This window comes from Kitasatospora sp. GP30, from assembly GCF_029892145.1.
Classification (GTDB): Bacteria; Actinomycetota; Actinomycetes; order Streptomycetales; family Streptomycetaceae; genus Kitasatospora; species Kitasatospora acidiphila.
Genome location: NZ_JARZAH010000002.1, coordinates 462,199 through 482,737, shown reverse-complemented (window position 1 = coordinate 482,737; position 20,539 = coordinate 462,199). Strand labels below are relative to the sequence as shown.

Genomic DNA, 20,539 nt, shown 5'->3' with positions numbered 1-20,539 from the left:
GTGGGACGATCTGGATCTACCCGATCCCTCGCCGAGGAGCCCCGGATGCCCCTGCTGCCCGGTGCCGAGCCCTTCCACCACCGCGCCGGTCCGGTCGGCGTGCTCCTCTGCCACGGCTTCACCGGCAGCCCGCAGTCGCTGCGGCCGTGGGCCGAGCGGCTGGCCGCGGCCGGTCTGACCGTCTCGCTGCCGCTGCTGCCCGGTCACGGCACCCGCTGGCAGGACCTGCAGGTCACCCGCTGGCAGGACTGGTACGCCGAGGCCGTGCGGGAGCTGCTGCTGCTCGCCGAGGAGTGCGAGCAGGTCTTCGTCTTCGGGCTGTCGATGGGCGGCGGCCTGGCGCTGAAGCTGGCCGCCGACCACGGCGACCGGGTCAGCGGCGTGGTGGTGGTCAACCCCTCGGTGCGGTCCGACAACCCGGCGACGGCGCTGCTGCCGGTGCTGCGCCATCTGATCCCGAGCCGCCCGGGAATCGCCAGTGACATCGCCCGCCCGGGCACCGTGGAGCTCGGCTACGACCGGGTCCCGCTGCACGCGGCCTGGTCGCTGAGCCGGTTCTGGCGCGAGGTCCAGCAGGCGCTGCCGGCGGTGAGCCAACCGGTGCTGCTGCTGCGCAGCCCGCAGGACCACGTGGTCTCGCCGGCCAACTCCGCTCTGGTCCTCGCCCGGATATCCTCGGTCGATGTGACGGAGCGGCTCTGCGAGCAGAGCTTCCACGTGGCGACCCTGGACCACGACGCCGAACTGATCTTCGGGGAATCCCTCGGGTTCGTCCGGCGGTTGTCCAGGGCGACGAAGCCCACCGAGGCCACCGACCAGCGGGGCTGAGGGCCCACCAGGACCGAAGGGCCGGCAGTGCACGAGCACGAGCAGGAGAACACCCCCGCGGGCGACGGCGAGGAGCGCCCGAAGGACACCGAGCCGCGGCCGACCCCCAGTCAGGCCGAGCAGGACGCGATCTTCGCCGCCCTGGTGGCGCAGTTCGACGACCCCGTCGACCTGAGCCGCCCGGACTGGCCCGAGATCGAGAACATCCGCAGCCGCACCGACGTGGCCGGCTTCACGCCGCAGCCGCGTCCCCGCACCCCGGCCGCCGGCCCGCGCGACTGGGCGGCCGCCGAGGATCCGGACGAGGGCCACTTCGTCCCGCCCGAGCCGCCTCCGCTGCCGACCGGCGACACCACCGCCAAGCTCGCCTGGATCGGCGTCCTCGGCGGTCCGGCCCTGCTGCTGTTCGACGTCTTCTTCTGGCACGAGGTCGCCGGCTGGCCGGCCTGGGTCGGCCTGCCGGCCTTCCTCGCCGGCTTCGTCACCCTGATCGCCCGCCTCAAGGACCGCGACCCCGACGACCCCGAGCCCCCGAACGGCGGCGCGGTGGTGTGACGCCCGAACGCCGCTGCTCCCGGGAGGAACCTCCCGGGGGCAGCGGCGTGTTGATGGCGCGTCAGCGCGTGCGGGCCAGGTCGGCGGCGCCCACGATGCCGGCGGCGGAGCCCATCGAGGCCAGCACCACCTCGGCGCGCGGGCGCAGCGCGCCGCCCGTCAGATAGCGCTCGAACGCCTTGGCGACCGGGTCGAGCAGCAGCCGGCCGGAGTCCGAGACCCCGCCGCCGAGCACGAAGACGCCCGGGTCGAAGAGGGCGGCGAGGTCGGCCATGCCGCGGCCGAGCCAGTCGGCGACCTCCTCGTAGACCTCCAGGGCGAGCGGGTCGCCGTCCTCGGCCGCCTCGGTGATGTGGATGCCGCGCAGGGTCTCGGCGACGCCCTCGTTGAGCTCCAGCATCCTCTTGCCGGCCACCGGGTCGGCGGCGGCCTTCTCCCGGCCGTAGCGGCGCAGCGCCCGCCCGGAGGCGTACTGCTCCCAGCAGCCCTTGCCGCCGCAGCCGCAGGGCAGGCCGTCCGGGACCATGTTGAGGTGGCCGATCTCGCCGGCCACGCCGAACCGGCCGCGGTGCAGACGGCCGTCGAGCACGATGCCGCCGCCGATGCCGGTGCCGACGGTGATCAGCACCATGTCGGAGTGGTCGGCGGCCGCGCCGAACTTGAACTCGGCCCAGGCCGCGCTGTTGGCGTCGTTCTCCACCACCGCGTCGAGACCGGTGAGCTCCTCGATCCGGCCGCGCAGCGGCTCGTTCTCCCAGGCGATGTTGGGCGCGAAGATCACCGTGGAGCGGTCCCGGTCGACGAAGCCGGGGGCGCCCACGCCCACCGCGACGACCTCGGGGAACTCCTCCTTGAGCTCGCGGACCGCCTGGGCGATGGCGTCGACCGCCCACTGCGGGTCGGCCGGAGTGGGCACCCGGGTGCGCGCCAGGATCTCGCCGCTCTCGTCGACCACACCGGCCGCGATCTTGGTCCCGCCGACGTCGACGCCGATGGTCAGAGCCATGTGTCCCTCAGTCATTCGCTCGTGCCCGATGAGCGGAAACGGTACCGCCCGGCCGTGCTCCAGTACACACTTCGCCATACATTATCCGAAGCCAACGTCCTGGGAACCCCGCCGAGAGGCTTCAAAAGTCGTACGATTCGATCCGGTCAGTAGCCGCCGGATGCCGCACGGTCATAAGGTCTAGACGTCTCGACTGCCCGGCCCGGCGTCCGGTTCGCCATCCAGGTCGATCCGCTCGGAATCCGCCGGCGCGGGCTGCGACCAGCGGCGCTCCTGGCCGTCGAGAACCGCCCGGTAGGCGGCCAGCAACTCGTTCCCGGCGGCCGCCAGGTGCTGGTAGACCTCGGGGTTGTCGTCCCGGAAGCGGCCCAGGACCTGCTGGGCCTGCTCTCCGGCGGCCGACACCAGCTTGCGCACCTCGTCGACCAGAGGGTTGTCGACAGGGCTTGAATCGTTCATGACGCGTCTCTCTCCAGTGATCGTTCTCCAGCGATCCTCGAGTTCGACGCTACCGGCTACCCGCGCTCGGGCCAGAGGGCCGGGTCCGGTGCGAAGCGCAACGTCAACTCGCCGTCACGCAGCGCGGCGCCCGCCACCGTGCAGCGGCGCAGCGCGCCGGGCAGCGGCAGGATCCGCCGGTACGGGCCGAGGCCGACCACCAGTTCGTCACCGCGGCGCACCAGCTCCAGGTCGGCGCGGTCGGCGCCGGGCGCGGCCAGCCGCCAGACCAGCACGCCGTCCTCGGCGCGGCGGTCCTGCGCGGTCCACGGCCAGCGCTCGGCGGGCTCCGGCGCGGGCCGGTCGCCGAACAGCTGGGCCGCCAGCCCGTCCACCTGGTGCGCGCTGCGGTCGGCGGTCAGCAGCGGCACACCCAGATCGATGGCGGCCAGCCGGTCGCGTTCGGCCGCCGCCTGCTCGGCCAGCCACGGGTCGGCGGAGTCGGCCGCCCGCCGGGGCAGCGCGCCGTGCACGGCCACCGAGTCCAGCCGGTGCCCGAACAGCGCCAGCCCCGCGGCGGCCCGGCGCAGGCCCCGCACCGAGCAGTCGGCGGCGCTCACCGCGAGCCGCACCGAGGTGTGCGGCGACTCGATCACGGACCGGGTGGCGGCCAGCTCGGCGGCCGCCCAGCCGCGGGCGGCGTGCAGCCACTCGGCGGGCGCCGGCATCCCCGCCACCGCGGCCAGCAGCGGGCGCAGCGCGCGGGCGGCCTGGCGCTGCTCGGGCAGCAGCCGGGCCAGGTAGCGGTCGAGCTGCTCGGGGAGGGCGAGGGCGGCGGTCAGTTCGGCGGGCGGCGGGGCGGCGACCACCACCTGGTCGTACGCCCGGCCGTCGGCCGGGCCGCGCAGGGCGTGCAGCAGGGCGAGCGCGCGGGTGCCGGGGAGCGCGGTCAGCTCGTCGGGCTCCAGCGGGTCGACGCCGAGCAGGTCGTAGCCGGTGCGCAGGCGCCCGTCCAGGCCGGCCACGGCCTGCCGGAACGCCTGCTGCTCGTCGAGGCGGCGCGCGCACAGGCCGGGCCTGACCTCCGTGTCGGCGGTGCTCAGCCGGGTGCCGAGGTGCTCGTCCAGCAGCCGGTGCGGGTCGTCGGCGGCCAGCAGCAGGGTGCGCTCACCCCGGCCTGCGGCGTGCACGGCACTCGCGGCGGCCACCGCGGGGATCGCCGCGGCGTCCCCGGTGACCAGCACCAGACGCGGCATCAGGGGTTCTCGACGCGCTTCTTCAGACCGGCCAGGGCGCGGTCGATGATCACCTTCTCGGCCTTGCGCTTGATCATGCCGAGCATCGGGATCTTGACGTCCACGGCCAGCTGGTAGGTCACCTCGGTGCCGCCGGCCACCGGGGCCAGCGTGTAGGAGCCGTCCAGGGAGCGCAGCATCTGGCTCTTCACCAGGGTCCAGGAGACCTCGCGGTCGTCGTCCCAGGTGTAGGCGAGCACGTGCTCGTCCCGGATCGCGCCGGCGTCCAGCAGCAGCCGGACCTGCTCGGCGCGGCCCTGCTCGGTGGAGCCGAGCACCTCGACCTCCTTGACCTCACCCGTCCAGGCGGGGTACGCCTCGAAATCGGCGATCACCGCCATCACCTCGGCCGGGGTCGCCGCGATGACGATGCTCGACCTGGTGTGTTCCGCCATGGGTGGGCCTCCGTGTATCCCGCGTGTGTCCCGGGCCGGTCGTCAGTGCCGGTCAATGCACCCGAAGGCTATCGCGCGCGGGCTGGGCCCCTGTGCCTGCGGGGGTTACCGAGGAGTCACCACCGGTGGGCGGCCGACGGCCACCGCGCCGCCGCCGTCCGAGGTCATCCGGTCGCTGCCGTATCGTGCAAATTACAACGGTCGACGTTCGGTCAGGGTTCGTCCGTGGATGTGACACTTCGAACACCCGCCCTGACCCTCTATCGGAATCCGACTACTGGGCAGTAACGTCCTGCCGTCCCGCAGCGTCGCAGACGAGGAGCAGCAGTGCTCGACGAGTTCCGCCTTCCGGCCCTCTACCAGGTACCAAGCGGTGGCAACCTCTCGGACCTGATCCACCAGAACGCCGAGCGCAGCCCCCAGAACGCGGTGCTCGCCCGCAAGGTGGACGGCCGCTGGCAGGACGTCTCCGCGGCCGCGTTCCTGGCCGAGGTGCACCAGGCGGCCAAGGGCCTGATCGCCTCCGGCGTCCAGCCGGGCGACCGGGTCGCGATCATGTCGCGGACCCGGTACGAGTGGACGCTGCTCGACTTCGCGATCTGGTGCGCCGGCGCGATCACCGTGCCGGTCTACGAGACCTCCTCCGCGGAGCAGGTGCAGTGGATCCTCGGCGACTCCGGCGCGGTCGCGGTGCTGACCGAGACCGACGGCCACGCGGCCGTGGTCGAGTCGGTCCGGGAGCGGCTGCCCGAGCTCCGGCAGACCTGGCAGATCGAGCGCGGCGGGCTGGCGGAGCTGGCCGCGGCGGGCGCCGAGGTGGCCGACGCCACCGTGACCGAGCGCCGGGCCACGCTGAACCCCGACTCGATCGCCTCCATCGTCTACACCTCGGGCACCACCGGGCGCCCGAAGGGGTGTCAGCTGACCCACCGCAACTTCCTGCACGAGCTGGGCAATGTGACGGCCCGGATGCCCCAGCTGTTCGTCCAGGGCGAGGGGTCGGTGCTGCTCTTCCTGCCGCTGGCCCACGTGCTCGGCCGGATCGCCCCGATCGCCACCGCGATCTCCGGCACCAAGGTCGGACACGTCAGCGACATCAAGAACGTCACCGCCGAGCTGGCCTCGTTCCGCCCGACGCTGATCCTGGGCGTGCCGCGGGTCTTCGAGAAGGTCTTCAACACGGCGCGGGCCAAGGCCCAGTCCGAGGGCAAGGGCAAGATCTTCGACCAGGCCGCCGATGTGGCGATCGCCTACAGCCGGGCGCAGGACCAGGGCGGCGCGGGGCTGGTGCTCAGACTGAAGCACGCACTCTTCGACAAGCTGGTCTACAGCAAGCTGCGGGCCGCGCTCGGCGGCCGGGCCACCCACGCGATCTCCGGCGGCGCACCGCTCGGCGAGCGGCTCGGCCACTTCTACCGGGGCATCGGCTTCACGGTGCTGGAGGGCTACGGGCTGACCGAGACGGCCGCTGCCACCGCCTTCAACCCGGCCGACAAGCCGAAGATCGGCACGGTCGGCCAGCCGGTGCCCGGCTCGGCGTGCCGGATCGCCGAGGACGGCGAGGTGCTCTTCAAGGGCCCGCAGGTGTTCACCGGCTACTGGAACAACCCGGCCGCCACCGCCGAGGCGCTGCAGGACGGCTGGTTCGCCACCGGCGACATCGGCAGCATCGACGACGACGGCTACCTGACCATCACCGGCCGGAAGAAGGAGATCATCATCACCGCGGGCGGCAAGAACGTCGCCCCGGCGGTGATCGAGGACCGGATCCGGGCCCACCCGCTGGTCGGCGAGGTGATGGTGGTCGGCGACCGCAGGCCATTCATCGGCTGCCTGATCACCGTCGACGAGGAGTTCCTGCCCAAGTGGCTGGAGCTGAACGACCGGCAGCCCGCCACGGTGGCCGAGCTGCGCGAGGACCCGCAGCTGCTGGCCGCCCTCCAGGAGGCGGTGGACGAGGGCAACAAGGCCGTCTCGCACGCCGAGGCGGTGAAGAAGTTCCGCATCCTGGACACCGTCTTCTCCGAGGAGAACGGCTATCTGACGCCGTCGCTGAAGCTGAAGCGCAATGTGGTGCTGAAGGACTTCGCGGCGGAGGTCGAGGCGCTGTACCAGAAGTAGTGGTGTGACGAGCGCTTGCTCAGCGGTATGCGCTAAGCAAGCGCTCAGTCGTATCCAGGCGCCTGGCGCGTTGCGCCGAGCAAGCGCTCAGTCAGCCACCAGCAACCCCCGCAGCCGCCCCGCGAGCAGCTCCCACCGCCACTCCGCCTCCACCCAGGCGCGCCCGGCCTCGCCGAGCTTGCGCCGCAGGGCCGGGTCCCGCAGCAGCCGCACCACCCGCTCGGCGAGCTCCTCCGGCGCCCGCCCCGGCACCACGTACCCGGTCTCGCCCTCCCGCACCGCGTCCGGCGCCCCACCGGAGTCCCCGGCGATCACCGGCAGCCCGGTCGCCGAGGCCTCCAGGTAGACCATCCCGAGCCCCTCCACGTCCAGCCCGCCGCGCCTGGTCCGGCACGGCATCGCGAACACGTCCCCGGCCCCGTAGTGCGCCGGCAGCTCCGGCCACGGCACCTCTCCGGTGAACCGCACCGAGTCGGCCACCCCGAGCGACTCGGCGAGCCTGCGCAGCCGGGGCAGATAGGGCCCGCCCCCGACGATCAGCAGCACCGTCTCCGGTTCGGCCGCCAGGATCCGCGGCAGCGCGGCGATCAGCGTGTCCTGCCCCTTGCGCCGCACCAGCCGGGAGACGCAGACCACCACCGGCCGGTCCGTCAGCCCGAGCGCGGCCCGCACCGCCTCGCCTCCCGAGCCGGGGTGGAAGGCCCGCTCGTCCACCCCCGGCGGCAGCCGCGCCATCCGCGCCGCCGGTCCGGGGCCGACCGCGCCCGCGATCCGCAGCCGGGTGTACTCCCCCAGGTAGGTCAGCGTGTCGGTGCCCTCGGCGACCCGCCGCAGCATCTGCCGCGAGCCGGGGAGCTGGGCCCAGGCCGCCTCATGACCGTGCGTCATGCCGACCAGCCGCCGGGCGCCGGCCCGGCGCAGCGCGGGCGCCATCAGGCCGAGCGGGGCGGCCGCGCCGAACCACACCGAGTCGCAGCCTTCGGCCCGCAGGATCTGCGCCGCCCGCCGGGCCGCGCGCGGGGTCGGCAGCAGCATGGTGGCCCGGTCCCGGATCACCTGAAAGGGCTGCTCCGCGTCAAACCGCCGGGTCACCCGATCGGGAGCGTCGCCCGAGCCGCGCCATGATGAGGCATACACCACAATCTCATCGGCCGGCTGGCGCACCGCCATGCTGTGGACAAAGCGCTGGATTCCGCCTGGGCGCGGGGGAAAGTCGTTGGTGACGATGAGGGTTTTCGGCATACTGGCCACGCCTCGCACGGTCGGGGGGTGCACGGTTCTCCCCCACCGGTCCGTACGATAGGTCACCATGCCGTCGCGGCGGGAACGGACGTGCAGGCCGCAACCGTTTTCCTGCCGGGCCAGTCCTAACCGGTAGACAGATGCAGAAGACAGGCAGGGCGACAGGCGTACGGACAGACGTACGACCAGTCAGCGTCGGTCTGGTCCGGCGCGGACGTATGGCGAGATGAATGAGGGAGCTCAGTGGTGTTGGCGGAGGACGGCCCGGACGATCGGGCCGGCAGCGTTGGCAGTAGCACCGTCGCACTGACCGCTCCGCCCGCCGAAGGCGCCACCGCCATCAGCTCGACGACCCCGGCCCGGGGCGCACTGTGGGCCGTGAGCGCCGGCTGGGTGGTCAGCAGGACCCTGGTCGTACTGATGATCACCGGCGTGATCAAGATCGGCCTGGACGTGAGCACCGACATCACGTTGATCTACCACGCCTGGTACGAGGTGCTGCAGACCGGCACCTTCCCGATGGACGACGTGACCTGGCAGTACCCGCCGGGCGCCGCCCTGGTGATACTGCTGCCGGGCCTGCTGCCGTGGTCGTACCTGGTCTCGTTCTGGGTGTGCTGCGGCATCTTCGACGCGGCGGCCATGGTGCTGCTGGTCCGCTCCGGCGCCCGCCGCGGCCGCAGCCTGGCCGGCGGGTGGATGTGGGTGGTCGGCGTGCCGCTGCTCGGCCCCACCGTCTACAACCGCTACGACATCCTGGTGACCGCCATCGCGGTGATCGGCCTGCTGGTGCTGCTGCGCCGCCCGGTGCTCGGCGGCATGCTGCTGGGCCTCGGCGGCCTGCTCAAGCTCTGGCCGCTGGTCGCCCTGGCCGGCACCCCGCGCGGGCGCCGCACCACCCGCTCCTGGACCGGCGCACTGGCCGCACTCTCCTCGCTGGCCTTCCTGCTCGCCGCCGGCATGAACGGTGCCTTCCAGTTCCTCACCTTCCAGGCCAACCGCGGCATCGAGGTGGAGTCGGTGGGCGCGCTGCCGATCCACTTCGCGCGGCTGTTCGGCGCCTGGCACGGCCAGGTGCAGATGAACTACGGCTCGGTGGAGATGCTCGGCCCCTGGGTCAGCGTCATCTCCAAGGTCGCGCTGGCCGGCACCGCGGTCGGCTTCGGCTGGCTGCTCTACTGGCGGCTGCGGGCCCGCCGCTGGCAGGCGGCCACCACCTACGACGCCGCGCTGGCCGCGCTGCTGATCTTCACCGCGACCAGCCGGGTGATCAGCCCGCAGTACATGGTGTGGCTGGTCGGCCTGGCCGCGGTCTGCCTGACCGTGCGCGGCACCAGCCAGCGCCCGGTGGCCGTCATGATCCTGATCACCACGCTGCTGACCACCCTGGAGTTCCCGCTGAACTTCGGCGACACGGTGAACAGCCACCCGCTGGGCGTGGCCACCATCACCGCGCGCAACCTGCTGCTGGTCGCCGCCACCGTGGTCTCCTGCCGCCGCCTCTGGCTCAGCACCCGGGGCGATCGGCCCGAGCCGACCGCGGTCACCTCGGTGCTTCCCGGCCCCGAGCAGTCCTCCTACCCGGTGCGCCCGGGCATCGCCTACGAGCAGAGCCTGCTGGACGACTGACCGCCGGGGCCACCTCAGGCCTGCGGCGACAGCTGCCGCTCCACCTCGCCGATCCAGTCACGGGTGAACTGCGCCAGCCCGTAGCCCAGTTGCCGCTGGAACACCTGGTCGAGCCGCTGGTCCCGCACCGCGCCCGGCCCGGCCGCGCCCACCGCGCGGTAGAGGTCGACCAGCGCCGGTCGGCCGTGCCGCCGGGCGATCAGGTCGCAGGCCAGCCAGGCGAGCTCATAGGCCTGCGCTATGCCCTGGGCGCCGGCCGTGAAGTCGCTGTCCGCGGGCAGCGCGGTGGGCAGCTTGCCGGCCGCCACGTCCTGGGTCAGCTCGGGCGCGATCTGCCGGGCGGTGCGGCCGGTGGTCAGGTAGGCGGTCCAGTCCGCCACCCCCTCGGAGAGCCAGAGCGGGGTCCAGGGGTGGGTGTCGCCGCGGGTCGCCACATGGGTGGTCTCATGGGTGATCACCACCTGCTTGCCGACCTCACTGAGCTGCCGGAAGGCGTCCGGATTGACCATCACCCGGTCGGCGGGGGTGTGCAGCGGCGCACCGGCCGCCGCGCTGGTCACCGCGGCTATGTCCTGGTAGGAGCCCGGGTCGACCCCCAGCAGCCGGGCGAACTGCGGCTCGCTGCCGGGCAGTTGCAGCACCAGCCGCTGCGCCCAGCCAGTCCCCCAGACGGCGCTGACGGCCGGCACCGCGCGGTCGCCGATCGCCGCCAGCGCGCCGAGCTCGGCCGGCCCGGCGGGGCCGAGCACCAGGCAGTGCGCCCCGCGCACCGGGTCGGGCGCGCCCAGGTCCCAGGGCGCCGCGGCCGCGTCCGGGGCCACGCCCTCTCCCGTCACCGCCGCGCCGGCCAGGGTGAGCCGGCGCTGCAGCACCGCGGGGTAGTCGTCGTAGCCGAGCAGCCGGTACCGCAGCTCGGCGGTGACCGTGCCGGCGTCCCAGCCGACCGGCCGGTAGTCGAGCTCGGCCAGCGGCAGCGCGGCCAGCTCGCCGGTCCGCAGCCGGTCGGCGCGGCGGGCGAGCAGCGCGGTCAGCCGGTCGGCGGCGAGCCGGCCGTCCGTCGACCGCCGGTCGGTGCCCGGCGCGGCGGTCGCCGGCAGCGAGAGCTGGGTGAGCGCCCCCGCCACCAGCAGCAGCGCGGTACGCCGCGACACCCCGGTGCCACTGGCCGCGCCGGGGTGTGCCGCGCTCTTCAGCGGCAGCCTCTCGACGGCGCTCAGACCCGCACCACCGCCGCGACCGGCATCGCCGAGACACTCTCGTACCGCACCTGGGCTCCGGGGTGCGGGGCATGGATCACCGTGCCACCGCCGACGTACATGCCGACGTGGTGCATGTCCTTGAAGAAGATCACCAAGTCTCCCGGTTGCGCCTCGGCCAGGCTGATCCGCCGCCCCCCGAACGCCTGCGCCTGGGAGGTGCGCGGCAGGGTCACTCCGGCCTGCCGCCAGGCCCAGTACATCAGACCGGAGCAGTCGAAGGCATCGGGCCCGGTGGCTCCGTAGACGTAGGGCGACCCGAGCTTGCCCAGCGCGGCGGCCAGCGCGATGCCGGCGCGGTCCGAGGAGGGCGGCGCACTGCCCAGGTCGAGCCGGTCGGTGCCGCGGGTGGCGCGCTGCTCGGCCTCCCGCTCGTCCTGTGCGGCCAGCTGCGCCCGGTCGTCGGCGGTCAGGGTGCCGAGCAGGGCCTGGGCGCTCTTCAGCCGGTCCTGCAGCTGCTGCCTGCTCTGCGCCAGCGTGCTGCGGACCGCCTCCAGCTGGGCCAGCCGGGCGGTCGCCTCGGCGCGGCGCTGGTCCAGGGCGCGCTGCTGCTGCTGGAGCGTGCGCAGCGAGTCGGCCCGCTGCTCACCCGCCTGACCGAGGCTGCGGGCCTCGGCCAGGTAGCGGGTCGGGTCGCCGGAGAGCATCAGCTGCACGGCCGGGTCCATCCCGCCGGAGCGGTACTGGGCGGCGGCGATCTCGGCGAGCGCGGTGCGGGTCTCGGTGACCGCCTCCTGGTCCCGGGCCACCGCCGTCTGCAGCTCGGTCGCTTCGCGCTGCAGCCGCTTGGCATCGTCCTCGGCGGCGGTGGAGCGCTCCGACGCCTGCTCGGCCTCCGTGTAGAGCTGGTCGACCTGCGCCTTGACGCCGGCCCGGTCCGGTCCGGGGCCGCCGGGCGCCGCCTGCGCCGCGCCGCCCGCCGCTATCGCCAGCGCCGTGGTCGCGGCGGCGGTGACCGCCAGCACTCGGGAGAGCCGACGCTCGGCGCCCTGCTGGGGAGTGCGGCCCGGGAGCACCGGGCGTTGCGGCATCGTCATGGGCTGACGACTCCAATCGGCGGCGGAACAGATCCGCGCCGACGTTAGCGAGTCGGGACGGACGAGTCCAAACCCCCGCCGATACGAATATTTGACCAAGAATCGGACATTCAGCCGAAAGAGCCCGGCCCCCGAAGCGGGGACCGGGCTCTTTCCTGACGAACCGTCAGGGACGCGTCAGACGCGGATGATGGCCGCGATCGGCATCACCGTGGCGTTCTCGTAGTGCACGACCGCGCCGGTGTGCGGGGCGTGGATGATCTGCCCGCCACCCACGTACATGCCGACGTGGTGCTCGTCGGCGAAGTAGATGATCAGGTCGCCGGGCTGCGCGTTGGCGATGTCCGTGCCCACGTTGGTGCCGATCGTGGCCTGCTCCTCGGAGGTGCGCGGCAGCGAGACGCCGGCCTTCGCGTAGGCCCACTGCATCAGGCCCGAGCAGTCGAACGAGGACGGACCGGCGGCACCGTAGACGTACGGCGAGCCCAGCGCGGACTCGGCGGCGGCGATCGCGGCCTGCGCGTGCGAGCCGGCCGGGATGCTGCTCAGGTCGGTGCGGGAGCTGCCGCGGGAGGCGGCGTCCTGCTGGCTCGCCTGGTCCTGGGCCTTGGCGGCGGCGGCCTTGGCAGCGGCGGCGGCCTGGGCCTCCTGCGCGGCGATGGCCTGCTTCTGCTGCTCGGTCAGCGAGTTGAGCAGGTCCTGGGCGGCCTTCAGCTTGGCCTGGGCGTCATCCTTGGCGGACTTCAGCTGGGCGGTGGTGGAGTCCAGCTCGGCCAGCTTGCCGCTCGCGTCGGCCTTGTCCTGGTCGAGCTTGCGCTGCTCCTGCTGGAGCTCCTTCAGCGTCTCACCCTGGCTGGTGTTCAGCTGGTTGATCGAGCCGGCCTGATTGAGGAAGCTGTCCGGATTCGCGTTCAGCATCAGCTGAACCGTCGGGGATATCCCGTCGTTGGCGTACTGGTCGGCGGCCACACCGGCCAGGCCGTTCTGCAGGTTGGTCACCTGGTCCTGCTGCCGGGCCACCTGGTCCTGCAGGTCGCTGACCTGCTTCTGCAGCGTCTGCTGCTTGGACTGGGCCGTCATGTAGGCCTGGTTGGCCGCCTCGGCCTTCTGGTTGAGGTCGTCGACCTGGGTCTTCACCTGGTCCAGCGTCGGCGCCGGGTCGGCGTGCGCGCTGGTCTGGGTGGACAGGGCGACGGCGGTCGCCGCAGCAGCGGTCAGGATCGACGCGCGAGTTCGGCCGACGGGCTTGGGACGACGGTGGGACGCCACGAATCCTTCTTCCTCGGGCCGCCTACCGGGTGAGCTGACGGGTTCGGGCCGGAAGCATGCCCTACGACGCCTCACCGGCCCGCGGGCCGACCTGGCGCCGATTCACCCCGGAGGAACATGTGGTTCCCCGGCTCCGGTCCACAGCACCCCCGCAGGGACTCCCCTCGGGCCGTCAACTGCCCGGGCTGCTTTCCGAACTCGGCGGGACCTCCGCTGCCACCCGGGTCGGGTGATCGCCATCGCATCGGTCTGGAGCCGACCCTAGTAACAGGTCCGTGATGTGTTCAAATCCTTGTCGGAATTACTTACGAACTTTGACTGTCCGTGATAAGCGCATCACCCAGTGGTGACCAAGACGCAGACGAACAGGTGTCCCAGCTCACAGCACGGACCACGCGGGCCCGGACCCGCGCTGACCGACCCTCAGCAGGAGGGCCGGCCAGACGGATCGACGGGGAGTCAGCGGGTCGGATCAGACCCGGCGGATGGTCTTGATCGGGCCGATCGAGGCAGCGTCGGCGATCCGCACCACGTCACCGGTGTGCGGGGCGTGCACCACCTTGCCGTTGCCGATGTACATCCCGACGTGGTGCGCGTCGGCACCGTAGATCACCAGGTCGCCGGGCTGCGCGTCGGCCAGGCTGGGCACGGCGGTGCCGACCGTGGCCTGCTCCTGCGAGGTGCGCGGCAGCGAGACGCCGGCCTGCGCGTAGGACCACTCCATCAGGCCCGAGCAGTCGAAGGTGGTCGGGCCGGTGGCGCCCCAGACGTAGTAGTCGCCCAGCCGGGTCAGCGCCTGCTGCACCGCGCTGCCCGCGTAACCGCCGGCCTGCGGCAGGCCGATCGGCGTGCGGACGTCGCTGCGCGAGGCGTGGTCGCCGGCGGTGACCGCCGCCCGGTCGGCCGCGCTCAGCGAGGCCAGCAGCTGCTGCGCCGCCGCCAACTTGCCCTGCACATCGGTCTTGGCCGCGTTCAGCTCCTGGGTCGAGCGGTCCAGCTCGGCCAGCGTGTCGGCGGCTTCCTTCTTCTCCTGGTCCAGCTTGCGCTGCTGGTCCATGAGCGACTTCAGCGCGTCGGTCTCGGAGGTGGTGGCCATCTGCATGCTGGCCGTCTGGTCCAGGTAGGTCTGCGGGTTGGAGTTGAGCATCACCTGGACCGCGGGGTCGATCCCGCCGCTGCGGTACTGGTCGCCGGCCACCGCCGCCAGGCCGGACTCCAGGTCCGTCACCTGCTGCTGGGTGCGGGCCACCTGGTCCTGCAGCTGGGTGGCCTGCTGGCGCAGCTGGGTGGCGCGCTCGTTGGCCCCGTCGTACTTCTCGGACGCCGCCTCGACCTGCTGGTTCAGCCCGTCGATCTGCGTCTTGACGTCGTCCACCGACGGCTTGGGGTCGGCCCAGGCGCCGGGCTGCGCGGAGAGGGCGACCGCCGTCGCCGCAGCGGCGGTGAACACGTAGACCCGCGCACGACTCGGCTGCTTGGGACGGCGGTGGGACGCCACTGGACCGCTCCTTCTTCTGCCGACCGCCTACCTGATCGGGTGAGTGGCCGGAAAAATAGGTTTGACGCCGGACCCTACTGAACATCAGAACCCTGCGCTACTCCCCCGGCCGCGAACCACCTTCGGTCGAACGGCCTTTACCGGGCCTTCACCGGCGCTCGACTGGCGACGGTCGAACCGGCGGTAGGCGCACAGCGGCTCAGCTGCGCGCCAAGCGGTTGAGCAGCAGGACCGACGAGACGGGGCGCGCGCCGGCCTTCCGCACGCCGTCGGCCACCTCGCGGTCGGCCGAGACCACCACTACCGGACGGCCCTGCGGCTCGGCCCGGACCAGCTGGCGGATCAGCTCGTCCGCGGTCTGCCCGGTCCGGCTGAACCGCACCCGCACCCCGCGCGGCGGCGCCATGATCACCGGCACGTCCAGGTCCTGCCCGTCGAAGACGCAGGTCACCTCGGCCTGGGTGCGCTGCGCCAGCATCGCCAGGCCGCCGAGCAGCCGCAGCCGCTGCTGCTCCAGCGGCAGCGTCGGGTAGCCGGTTTTGGTCACGTTGTAGCCGTCCACCACCAGGTGGACCTGAGGAATCGCCAGCAGCTGGTCCAGCAGCGCCGGATCGTCCTCGGCCAGCCCGCGCCGGGCCACATCGTGCGGCGAGGCGGTGCCCGGCACCACCGCGTCCACCAGGTCGGCCGGATGCAGCTGGGTGACCGGGAGCGCCAGCTCGCGCTGCAACCCCTGAGCCGACTGCAGCACCGTGTCCAGCAGCAGCCGCAGTCGCATGTCGGCCACGCTGCGCCCCTCCCGGGCCGACCGGCGGCCGGACTCCAGGGTGCTCTCCAGCTCGGCCACCCGGTGGCGCAGCCGGCGGTTCTCGCTCTCCAGGCCGGTCCGCTCGGTGGCGGCCACCGCCTTGGCGCTGTCCAGCTCGCCCTGCAGCTTGCGGCTCTCCGCCTGGGCCCGGCGGGTGTCGCTCTCCAGACTGCGCACCTTCTTGCGCAGCGCCTCCAGCTCCCGGCGCACCCCCTCCCCCTCGGCGCGCTGGCGCTCCAGGTCGGCCCGGGCCAGCGCCTTGGTCGCGGCCAGCTCCTCCTGGAGCTTCTCCAGCAGCCGGGCGGCCTCGGCGGCCGCGTCGGCCACCTCGGCCCGCTCCGCCTGCTCGCCGGCCTCGGCCACCAGGCGGGTCCAGCCGCGGGTGCGCAGCAGGTAGGCGGCGGCGGCCACGTCCAGCGGCTCGGCGGCGCCCGGCACCTGGCCGGCCTCCAGGGCCGCCACCAGGTCCGGCTGGCCGGCCCGCAGGCGGTCCGCTATCCGGGTCCGGAACACCGGGTCCGCCTCCAGCGCCGCGGCCACCGCGGTGCCGGCGTACCGGGCGCGGCGGGCGGCGGTGAACTTGGCGTACGGGCGCAGGGTGGCCGGCAGTTCGGTGAGCGGCAGCCCGCCGAGCGCGTCGGCGGCCAGCCCCACCACCCGGCGGCGCACGCCCTCGGGGAGCGGGCGGTCCAGTTGCTCGGCCGGCCCGGCCCCGGCCTCGCTGGGGACGTCGGCCGGCAGCGGCTCACCGCCGGCGGGCTGGGGCCCCTCGGGCTCGGCGGCCTGACTCGCTGCGTCCATCGCGTCCTCGGCTCCGATCCCTGGTCTCCTGACACACCGCTCGGTGCAATTGTCTCGTGTGCGGCATGCCACGAACACCACGCACGACACGGCACCCTCGCGGGTCCAGGGTGTCAGGCTTCCTCGGCGGCGTCCGGCCGGGGCACCAGCTCCACCTGGTCGACCGCGTTGCACCAGCGGCAGCGCACCGACTCCAGGGTCTCGGTGAGCACCTCGCGCTCCTCCACCTGCGGCTCGCCGGCCAGGTCGAGGTGGACGAACTCGACGACCCGGGAGGACTTGGTCACGTCGAATCGGGTCAGATTGCCGCAGAGCGTGCAGCGCCAGCGGGTCTCGGCCGTGGGCACGGGGACAGGCATGGGGGTCCTCTCGATCGCTGGTCCGGAGCGGGTTCCGGCCAGGGCCCCAAGCCTAGGGCCTGAGCTGCCGGCGCCGGCCGCCGGACAGCGGACCGTCCACCTGCTGGACGGCTCACCCGCTCGCCGTACACCGGGGTGTCACCACTGGTGCGGCGCGGAATGGATCGGCTCATGCTCCCGACCCGAGCGCAGCCGGTGCCGCTGGTCTGCTACGTGCTGATCGCGGTGAACTGCCTGGTCTTCCTGGCCGGGCCGAGCGGGGTCAACCCGGCCTACGGCACCCAGCCCGCCGCCCGGGCCTGCGCGGCCCAGCGCTACCAGCAGCGCTGGGGTGCCATCCCGGCGGAGCTGCTGACCGACCGTCCGCTGACGCCCGCCCAGCTGACCCGGCTGGCACCGGTGCTGCCGGGCTGCCCACCGCAGCCCACCCCGGACAAGCTGCCCGCGGTCTCCGCGGTCAGCGCGCTCTTCGTGCACGGCGGCTGGCTGCACCTGCTGGGCAACATGCTCTTCCTCTTCGTCTTCGGCCCGGCGGTGGAGCAGCGGCTCGGGCGGGCCAGGTTCCTCCTCTTCTACCTGGCCGCCGGACTGCTGGCGACCTACGGCTACGCGGTCACCGCGCACTCGGGGGCGCAGGCGCTGCGGCCGCTGGTCGGCGCCTCGGGGGCGATCGCCGGGGTGCTGGGCGGGTACCTGCGGCTCTATCCGAAGGCCCGGGTGACCGCGCTGGTGCCGGTGCTGTTCTTCCTGCCGCTGCGGTTTCCGGCCTGGCTGGTACTGGGCCTCTGGTTCGCCATGCAGTGGTGGTCGGCGCGCCAGGGCGAGCCCGGGGTCGCCTACCTGGCACATGTGATCGGGTTCGCCGGCGGGTTCCTGGCCCTCTGGGCCCTGGGCCGCCGGGCCCGATACCCTGACCCCATCCCCCAACCAGGAGCCACGCCGTGATCACAGCCATTGTGCTCATCAAGACCAGCATCGACCGGACCCCCGAGATCGCCGAGGCCATCGCGGCGATCGACGGGGTGAGCGAGGTGTACTCGGTGACCGGCGGGTGCGACCTGGTGGCGATGGTCCGGGTGCGCCGGCACGACGATCTGGCCGATGTGATCCCGGGCCGGCTGAACAAGGTGCCGGGCGTGGTGAGCACCGAGACCCACATCGCCTTCCGCACCTACTCCCAGCACGACCTGGAGGCGGCGTTCGCCATCGGCCTGGACAGCTGACGGCCCGGCGGCGGGTGTCCGCTACTCGACGCCGGGTGCCCGCTGCTCAGCGCCGGGTGTCCGCGACGCAGCGGCCGCCCTCGTTGCGGTAGGTCCAGCGCGCCCCGTCGGTGACCAGCTCGCGCACCGCGGCCAGGAACCGGTCCACGTGCTCCCCCGGCGTGCCGGCCCCGAAGCTGACCCGGATCGCGTTGAGGCTGCCCTCCCCCGGCAGCGAGGGCTCGGGCGCCCCGCACGCCGAGGGGGCCGCATCCTGGGACCCCAGCAGCGTGCGCACCAGCGGGTGCGCGCAGAACAGCCCGTCCCGCACCCCGATCCCGTACTCGGCGGAGAGCGCTGCCGCGAAGTGCGAGCTGTTCCAGCCGCTCACCACGAAGGAGAGCACCCCGACCCGCGGCGCGCCGTCCCCGAAGAGGTTGAGCACCCGGACCTCGGGGATCTCGGCGAGGCCGGCGGTGAGGCGGTCGATCAGCAGCTGCTCATGGGCCCGCAGCCGGTCGAAGCCGGTCTCGGCGAGCGCCCGGCAGGCCGAGGCGACGGCATAGGCCCCGATCACATTGGGTGAGCCGGCCTCGTGCCGGGCCGGGCCGCGGTGCCACTCGACGGCGACCGCGCCGTCCGCCTGCCGCGCCACGGTCCGCGAGGCGCCACCGCCGGCCAGGTAGGGCTCGGCCGCGTCCAGCCAGTCGGCGCGGCCGGCCAGCACACCGGCGCCGAACGGGGCGTAGAGCTTGTGGCCGGAGAAGGCGACCCAGTCGACGTCCAGCTCGCGCACCGAGACGCGGTGGTGCGGGGCCAGCTGCGCGGCGTCCAGCACCACCCGGGCGCCGTGCCGGTGGGCCGTCTCGGTCAGCTCGGCCACCGGCCACAGCTCGCCGGTGACGTTGGAGGCGCCGGTGACGCAGAGCAGCCGGGGGCCATCGGGGTGTTCGGCCAGCGCGGCGTCCAGTGCGGCCACCGCCTCGGCGTGCGAGCGCGGCGCCCGAAGGTAGCTGACGGCCAGTCCGGCCTGCCGCCAGGGCAGCAGCGAGGCGTGGTGCTCGGTCTCGAAGGCGAACACCCGGGTGCCGGGCGGCACCGCGGCGGCCAGCAGGTTGAGCGAGTCGGTGGTGGCCCGGGTGAACACCACCTGGTCGCCGTCGCGCAGGTCGAGGAAGTCGGCGACGGTCCGCCGGCTCTGCTCGAACAGGTCGGTGGAGAGCTGCGAGAGGTAGCCGGCGCCGCGGTGCACGCTGCCGTAATACGGGGCGTAGCCGGCCACGTCGTCCCAGACCCGCTGCAGGGCGGGGGCACTGGCGGCGTAGTCGAGCGCGGCGTAGCCGACCTTCTCACCGGAGACCAGCGGCACCTGGACGTCGGCGCCGAGCACGGCGAGCGGGGCGGCGCAGTCGGCGATCAGCTGGGTGGACGTCATGGGAACGCACTCCTCCTGGGGTCAGGACCCCGGGGGTGCGTGTCGTCCGGTGGTCCGCGCTTGCCCTGCGGACCTGTCGCCGCCGAGCCCGGTCTTCACCCAGGGCACCCCGCCACGGACGGAGGGTTGCCGGACAGCAAGCTGGGGCTTGTCGCGCTGTCACTCATGACCTGACGCAGACCTTAGGCACACCGTCGAGACGCGGTCAACCGCGCTTCCACCATCCGGACGACCGGTCGGCCGACGGGGCGTCAGCGGTCGGTGGCCGCCGCCCACCGGTCCAGCAGCCCGATCGCCGCGCCGGAGTCCACGGCGGCGGCGGTGCGCTTCATCGCGGCGGCCAGCTGCTCGGCCAGCGGCGCGTCGGTGAGGTCCAGGGCGACCAGCGCGGCCGCCGAGTTGAGCACCACGGCATCGCGCACCGGGCCGTGCTCGCCGCCCAGCACCCGGCGGGCCACCTGGGCGTTGTACTCGGGGTCGGCGCCGCGCAGCGCCTCGATCGGCACCCGCTCGATGCCGAGCTCGCGCGGGTCGAGCACGGTCTCGGTCACCTGCCCGTCGCGCACCAGCCAGACCCGGGAGCTGTCGCAGATGGTCAGCTCGTCCAGTCCGTCGTCGCCGCGGAAGACCAGGGCGGTGGAGCCGCGCTCGGCCAGCACTCCGGCGATCAGGCCGGCCAGCCGGGTGTCGAAGCAGCCGACCGCATGGGCCGTCACCCTGGCGGGGTTGGTGAGCGGGCCGAGGATGTTGAAGGCGGTCGGCACCCCGAGGTCGCGCCGGGCGGCGGCGGTGTGCCGCATCGCGGGGTGGAAGGTGGCGGCGTTGCAGAAGGTGAGGCCGATCTCCTCGGCCACCTCGGCGACCCGGCGCGGGGTCAGGTCCAGCCGCACGCCGAGCCGCTCCAGCACGTCGGAGGAGCCGCTGGCCGAGGAGGACGCCCGGTTGCCGTGCTTGACCACCTTGGCGCCGGCCGCCGCCGCGACGATCGCCGACATGGTGGAGATGTTGACGGTCTTCGCCCGGTCGCCGCCGGTGCCGACGATGTCCACCGCGGGCCCGGGGATGATCAGCGGCCTGGCGTGCTCGTACATCGCCTCGACCAGGCCGGAGATCTCGTCGACCGTCTCGCCCTTGGCCCGCAGCGCCACCATGAAGCCGGCCACCTGGACGGGGCTGGCCTCGCCGCTCATGATCCGGTCCATCGCCCAGGCGGTGTCGGCCCGGCTCAGGTCGCCGCCGCCGAGCAGCACCGTCAGGACGTCCGGCCAGGTGCGGCTCACCTGCGTGGGGTGGTTACCGCCACTCACAGGCTTCACGTTCACCATGGCCGACTCTCCAGCTCGCATCCGGTGCGGACAAAACAGG

General features: G+C 73.3%; 19 protein-coding genes and 2 riboswitches. Of the genes, 6 read left to right on the top strand and 13 right to left on the bottom strand.

Annotated features, from left to right (window positions below; genetic code table 11):
- Positions 1–45: 45 nt before the first annotated feature.
- Positions 46–828, top strand: coding sequence for an alpha/beta fold hydrolase (locus tag P3T35_RS05515; RefSeq protein WP_101379961.1), 783 nt, complete (start codon positions 46–48; stop codon positions 826–828).
- Positions 829–855: 27 nt separating this feature from the next.
- Complete coding sequence (locus P3T35_RS05510; RefSeq protein WP_180356412.1) at positions 856–1,383, top strand: hypothetical protein; 528 nt, start codon at positions 856–858, stop codon at positions 1,381–1,383.
- Positions 1,384–1,444: 61 nt separating this feature from the next.
- On the opposite strand, the gene P3T35_RS05505 is transcribed toward P3T35_RS05510, so the two are convergent.
- The 4 genes from P3T35_RS05505 to P3T35_RS05490 all read right to left on the bottom strand — a co-directional run bounded on the left by P3T35_RS05505 (position 1,445) and on the right by P3T35_RS05490 (position 4,517).
- On the bottom strand, positions 1,445–2,389 hold the full coding sequence (locus tag P3T35_RS05505) for an ROK family glucokinase (RefSeq protein WP_101379962.1): 945 nt from the start codon (positions 2,387–2,389) through the stop codon (positions 1,445–1,447).
- Positions 2,390–2,569: 180 nt separating this feature from the next.
- Positions 2,570–2,848: a DUF5304 family protein gene (locus tag P3T35_RS05500; RefSeq protein WP_101379963.1), complete on the bottom strand. Its 279-nt coding sequence runs from the start codon at positions 2,846–2,848 to the stop codon at positions 2,570–2,572.
- 56 nt (positions 2,849–2,904) lie between these two features.
- Positions 2,905–4,083 (bottom strand): ArsA-related P-loop ATPase, encoded by a 1,179-nt coding sequence (locus tag P3T35_RS05495; protein WP_101379964.1) that lies wholly within the window; start codon positions 4,081–4,083, stop codon positions 2,905–2,907.
- Positions 4,083–4,517: an SRPBCC family protein gene (locus tag P3T35_RS05490; protein ID WP_101379965.1), complete on the bottom strand. Its 435-nt coding sequence runs from the start codon at positions 4,515–4,517 to the stop codon at positions 4,083–4,085. The genes P3T35_RS05495 and P3T35_RS05490 overlap by 1 nt, the downstream gene beginning before the upstream one ends.
- Positions 4,518–4,844: 327 nt before the next feature.
- Between P3T35_RS05490 and P3T35_RS05485 the strand changes: the two genes are divergently transcribed.
- Positions 4,845–6,638, top strand: a complete 1,794-nt coding sequence (locus P3T35_RS05485; protein WP_101379966.1) for an AMP-dependent synthetase/ligase — start codon at positions 4,845–4,847, stop codon at positions 6,636–6,638.
- A gap of 87 nt (positions 6,639–6,725) precedes the next feature.
- Here P3T35_RS05485 and P3T35_RS05480 read toward each other — a convergent pair whose 3' ends face one another.
- A complete protein-coding gene (locus P3T35_RS05480; RefSeq protein ID WP_101379967.1) occupies positions 6,726–7,880 on the bottom strand; it encodes a glycosyltransferase family 4 protein in 1,155 nt (384 codons plus the stop codon).
- 246 nt (positions 7,881–8,126) lie between these two features.
- Between P3T35_RS05480 and P3T35_RS05475 the strand changes: the two genes are divergently transcribed.
- A complete protein-coding gene (locus P3T35_RS05475) occupies positions 8,127–9,509 on the top strand; it encodes a glycosyltransferase 87 family protein (protein ID WP_280704412.1) in 1,383 nt (460 codons plus the stop codon).
- 14 nt (positions 9,510–9,523) lie between these two features.
- Here the strand turns inward: P3T35_RS05475 and P3T35_RS05470 are convergent, their stop codons facing one another.
- The 6 genes from P3T35_RS05470 to P3T35_RS05445 form a co-directional block, all read right to left on the bottom strand.
- Positions 9,524–10,660, bottom strand: coding sequence for a hypothetical protein (locus tag P3T35_RS05470; RefSeq protein WP_101379968.1), 1,137 nt, complete (start codon positions 10,658–10,660; stop codon positions 9,524–9,526).
- A 62-nt stretch (positions 10,661–10,722) separates the two neighbouring features.
- Positions 10,723–11,802, bottom strand: coding sequence for a C40 family peptidase (locus P3T35_RS05465; protein WP_180356413.1), 1,080 nt, complete (start codon positions 11,800–11,802; stop codon positions 10,723–10,725).
- 177 nt (positions 11,803–11,979) lie between these two features.
- A complete protein-coding gene (locus P3T35_RS05460; protein ID WP_101379969.1) occupies positions 11,980–13,071 on the bottom strand; it encodes an NlpC/P60 family protein in 1,092 nt (363 codons plus the stop codon).
- Between the two features lie 3 nt (positions 13,072–13,074).
- A riboswitch (cyclic di-AMP (ydaO/yuaA leader) is annotated at positions 13,075–13,227 on the bottom strand.
- Between the two features lie 316 nt (positions 13,228–13,543).
- Positions 13,544–14,569: an NlpC/P60 family protein gene (locus P3T35_RS05455; protein ID WP_101379970.1), complete on the bottom strand. Its 1,026-nt coding sequence runs from the start codon at positions 14,567–14,569 to the stop codon at positions 13,544–13,546.
- 199 nt (positions 14,570–14,768) lie between these two features.
- Complete coding sequence (locus P3T35_RS05450; RefSeq protein WP_101379971.1) at positions 14,769–16,178, bottom strand: NYN domain-containing protein; 1,410 nt, start codon at positions 16,176–16,178, stop codon at positions 14,769–14,771.
- A 113-nt stretch (positions 16,179–16,291) separates the two neighbouring features.
- Positions 16,292–16,537, bottom strand: a complete 246-nt coding sequence (locus P3T35_RS05445) for a hypothetical protein (RefSeq protein WP_101379972.1) — start codon at positions 16,535–16,537, stop codon at positions 16,292–16,294.
- A 171-nt stretch (positions 16,538–16,708) separates the two neighbouring features.
- Here P3T35_RS05445 and P3T35_RS05440 point away from each other — a divergent pair, with 171 nt between their 5' ends.
- Together P3T35_RS05440 and P3T35_RS05435 are read left to right on the top strand one after the other, a co-directional pair.
- Complete coding sequence (locus P3T35_RS05440) at positions 16,709–17,482, top strand: rhomboid family intramembrane serine protease (protein ID WP_280704406.1); 774 nt, start codon at positions 16,709–16,711, stop codon at positions 17,480–17,482.
- Positions 17,479–17,760 (top strand): Lrp/AsnC ligand binding domain-containing protein, encoded by a 282-nt coding sequence (locus P3T35_RS05435; RefSeq protein ID WP_101379974.1) that lies wholly within the window; start codon positions 17,479–17,481, stop codon positions 17,758–17,760. Before P3T35_RS05440 ends, P3T35_RS05435 begins: the two co-directional genes overlap by 4 nt.
- 46 nt (positions 17,761–17,806) lie before the next feature.
- Here the strand turns inward: P3T35_RS05435 and P3T35_RS05430 are convergent, their stop codons facing one another.
- Entirely contained in the window at positions 17,807–19,174 is a 1,368-nt protein-coding gene (locus P3T35_RS05430) for an aminotransferase class V-fold PLP-dependent enzyme (RefSeq protein WP_101379975.1), read from the bottom strand.
- A 51-nt stretch (positions 19,175–19,225) separates the two neighbouring features.
- A riboswitch (SAM riboswitch) is annotated at positions 19,226–19,345 on the bottom strand.
- An 80-nt stretch (positions 19,346–19,425) separates the two neighbouring features.
- A complete protein-coding gene (trpD, locus tag P3T35_RS05425) occupies positions 19,426–20,499 on the bottom strand; it encodes an anthranilate phosphoribosyltransferase (protein ID WP_101379976.1) in 1,074 nt (357 codons plus the stop codon).
- Between the last annotated feature and the right edge of the window lie 40 nt (positions 20,500–20,539).

Coding starts and splice junctions, on each gene's coding strand:
- P3T35_RS05480 (WP_101379967.1), bottom strand. CDS start 7,880: ATGCCGAAAACCCTCATCGTCACCAACGACTTTCCCCCGCGCCCAGGC.
- P3T35_RS05430 (WP_101379975.1), bottom strand. CDS start 19,174: ATGACGTCCACCCAGCTGATCGCCGACTGCGCCGCCCCGCTCGCCGTG.
- P3T35_RS05445 (WP_101379972.1), bottom strand. CDS start 16,537: ATGCCTGTCCCCGTGCCCACGGCCGAGACCCGCTGGCGCTGCACGCTC.
- P3T35_RS05440 (WP_280704406.1), top strand. CDS start 16,709: ATGCTCCCGACCCGAGCGCAGCCGGTGCCGCTGGTCTGCTACGTGCTG.
- P3T35_RS05465 (WP_180356413.1), bottom strand. CDS start 11,802: ATGACGATGCCGCAACGCCCGGTGCTCCCGGGCCGCACTCCCCAGCAG.
- P3T35_RS05515 (WP_101379961.1), top strand. CDS start 46: ATGCCCCTGCTGCCCGGTGCCGAGCCCTTCCACCACCGCGCCGGTCCG.
- P3T35_RS05505 (WP_101379962.1), bottom strand. CDS start 2,389: ATGGCTCTGACCATCGGCGTCGACGTCGGCGGGACCAAGATCGCGGCC.
- P3T35_RS05495 (WP_101379964.1), bottom strand. CDS start 4,083: ATGCCGCGTCTGGTGCTGGTCACCGGGGACGCCGCGGCGATCCCCGCG.
- P3T35_RS05450 (WP_101379971.1), bottom strand. CDS start 16,178: ATGGACGCAGCGAGTCAGGCCGCCGAGCCCGAGGGGCCCCAGCCCGCC.
- P3T35_RS05490 (WP_101379965.1), bottom strand. CDS start 4,517: ATGGCGGAACACACCAGGTCGAGCATCGTCATCGCGGCGACCCCGGCC.
- trpD (WP_101379976.1), bottom strand. CDS start 20,499: ATGGTGAACGTGAAGCCTGTGAGTGGCGGTAACCACCCCACGCAGGTG.
- P3T35_RS05500 (WP_101379963.1), bottom strand. CDS start 2,848: ATGAACGATTCAAGCCCTGTCGACAACCCTCTGGTCGACGAGGTGCGC.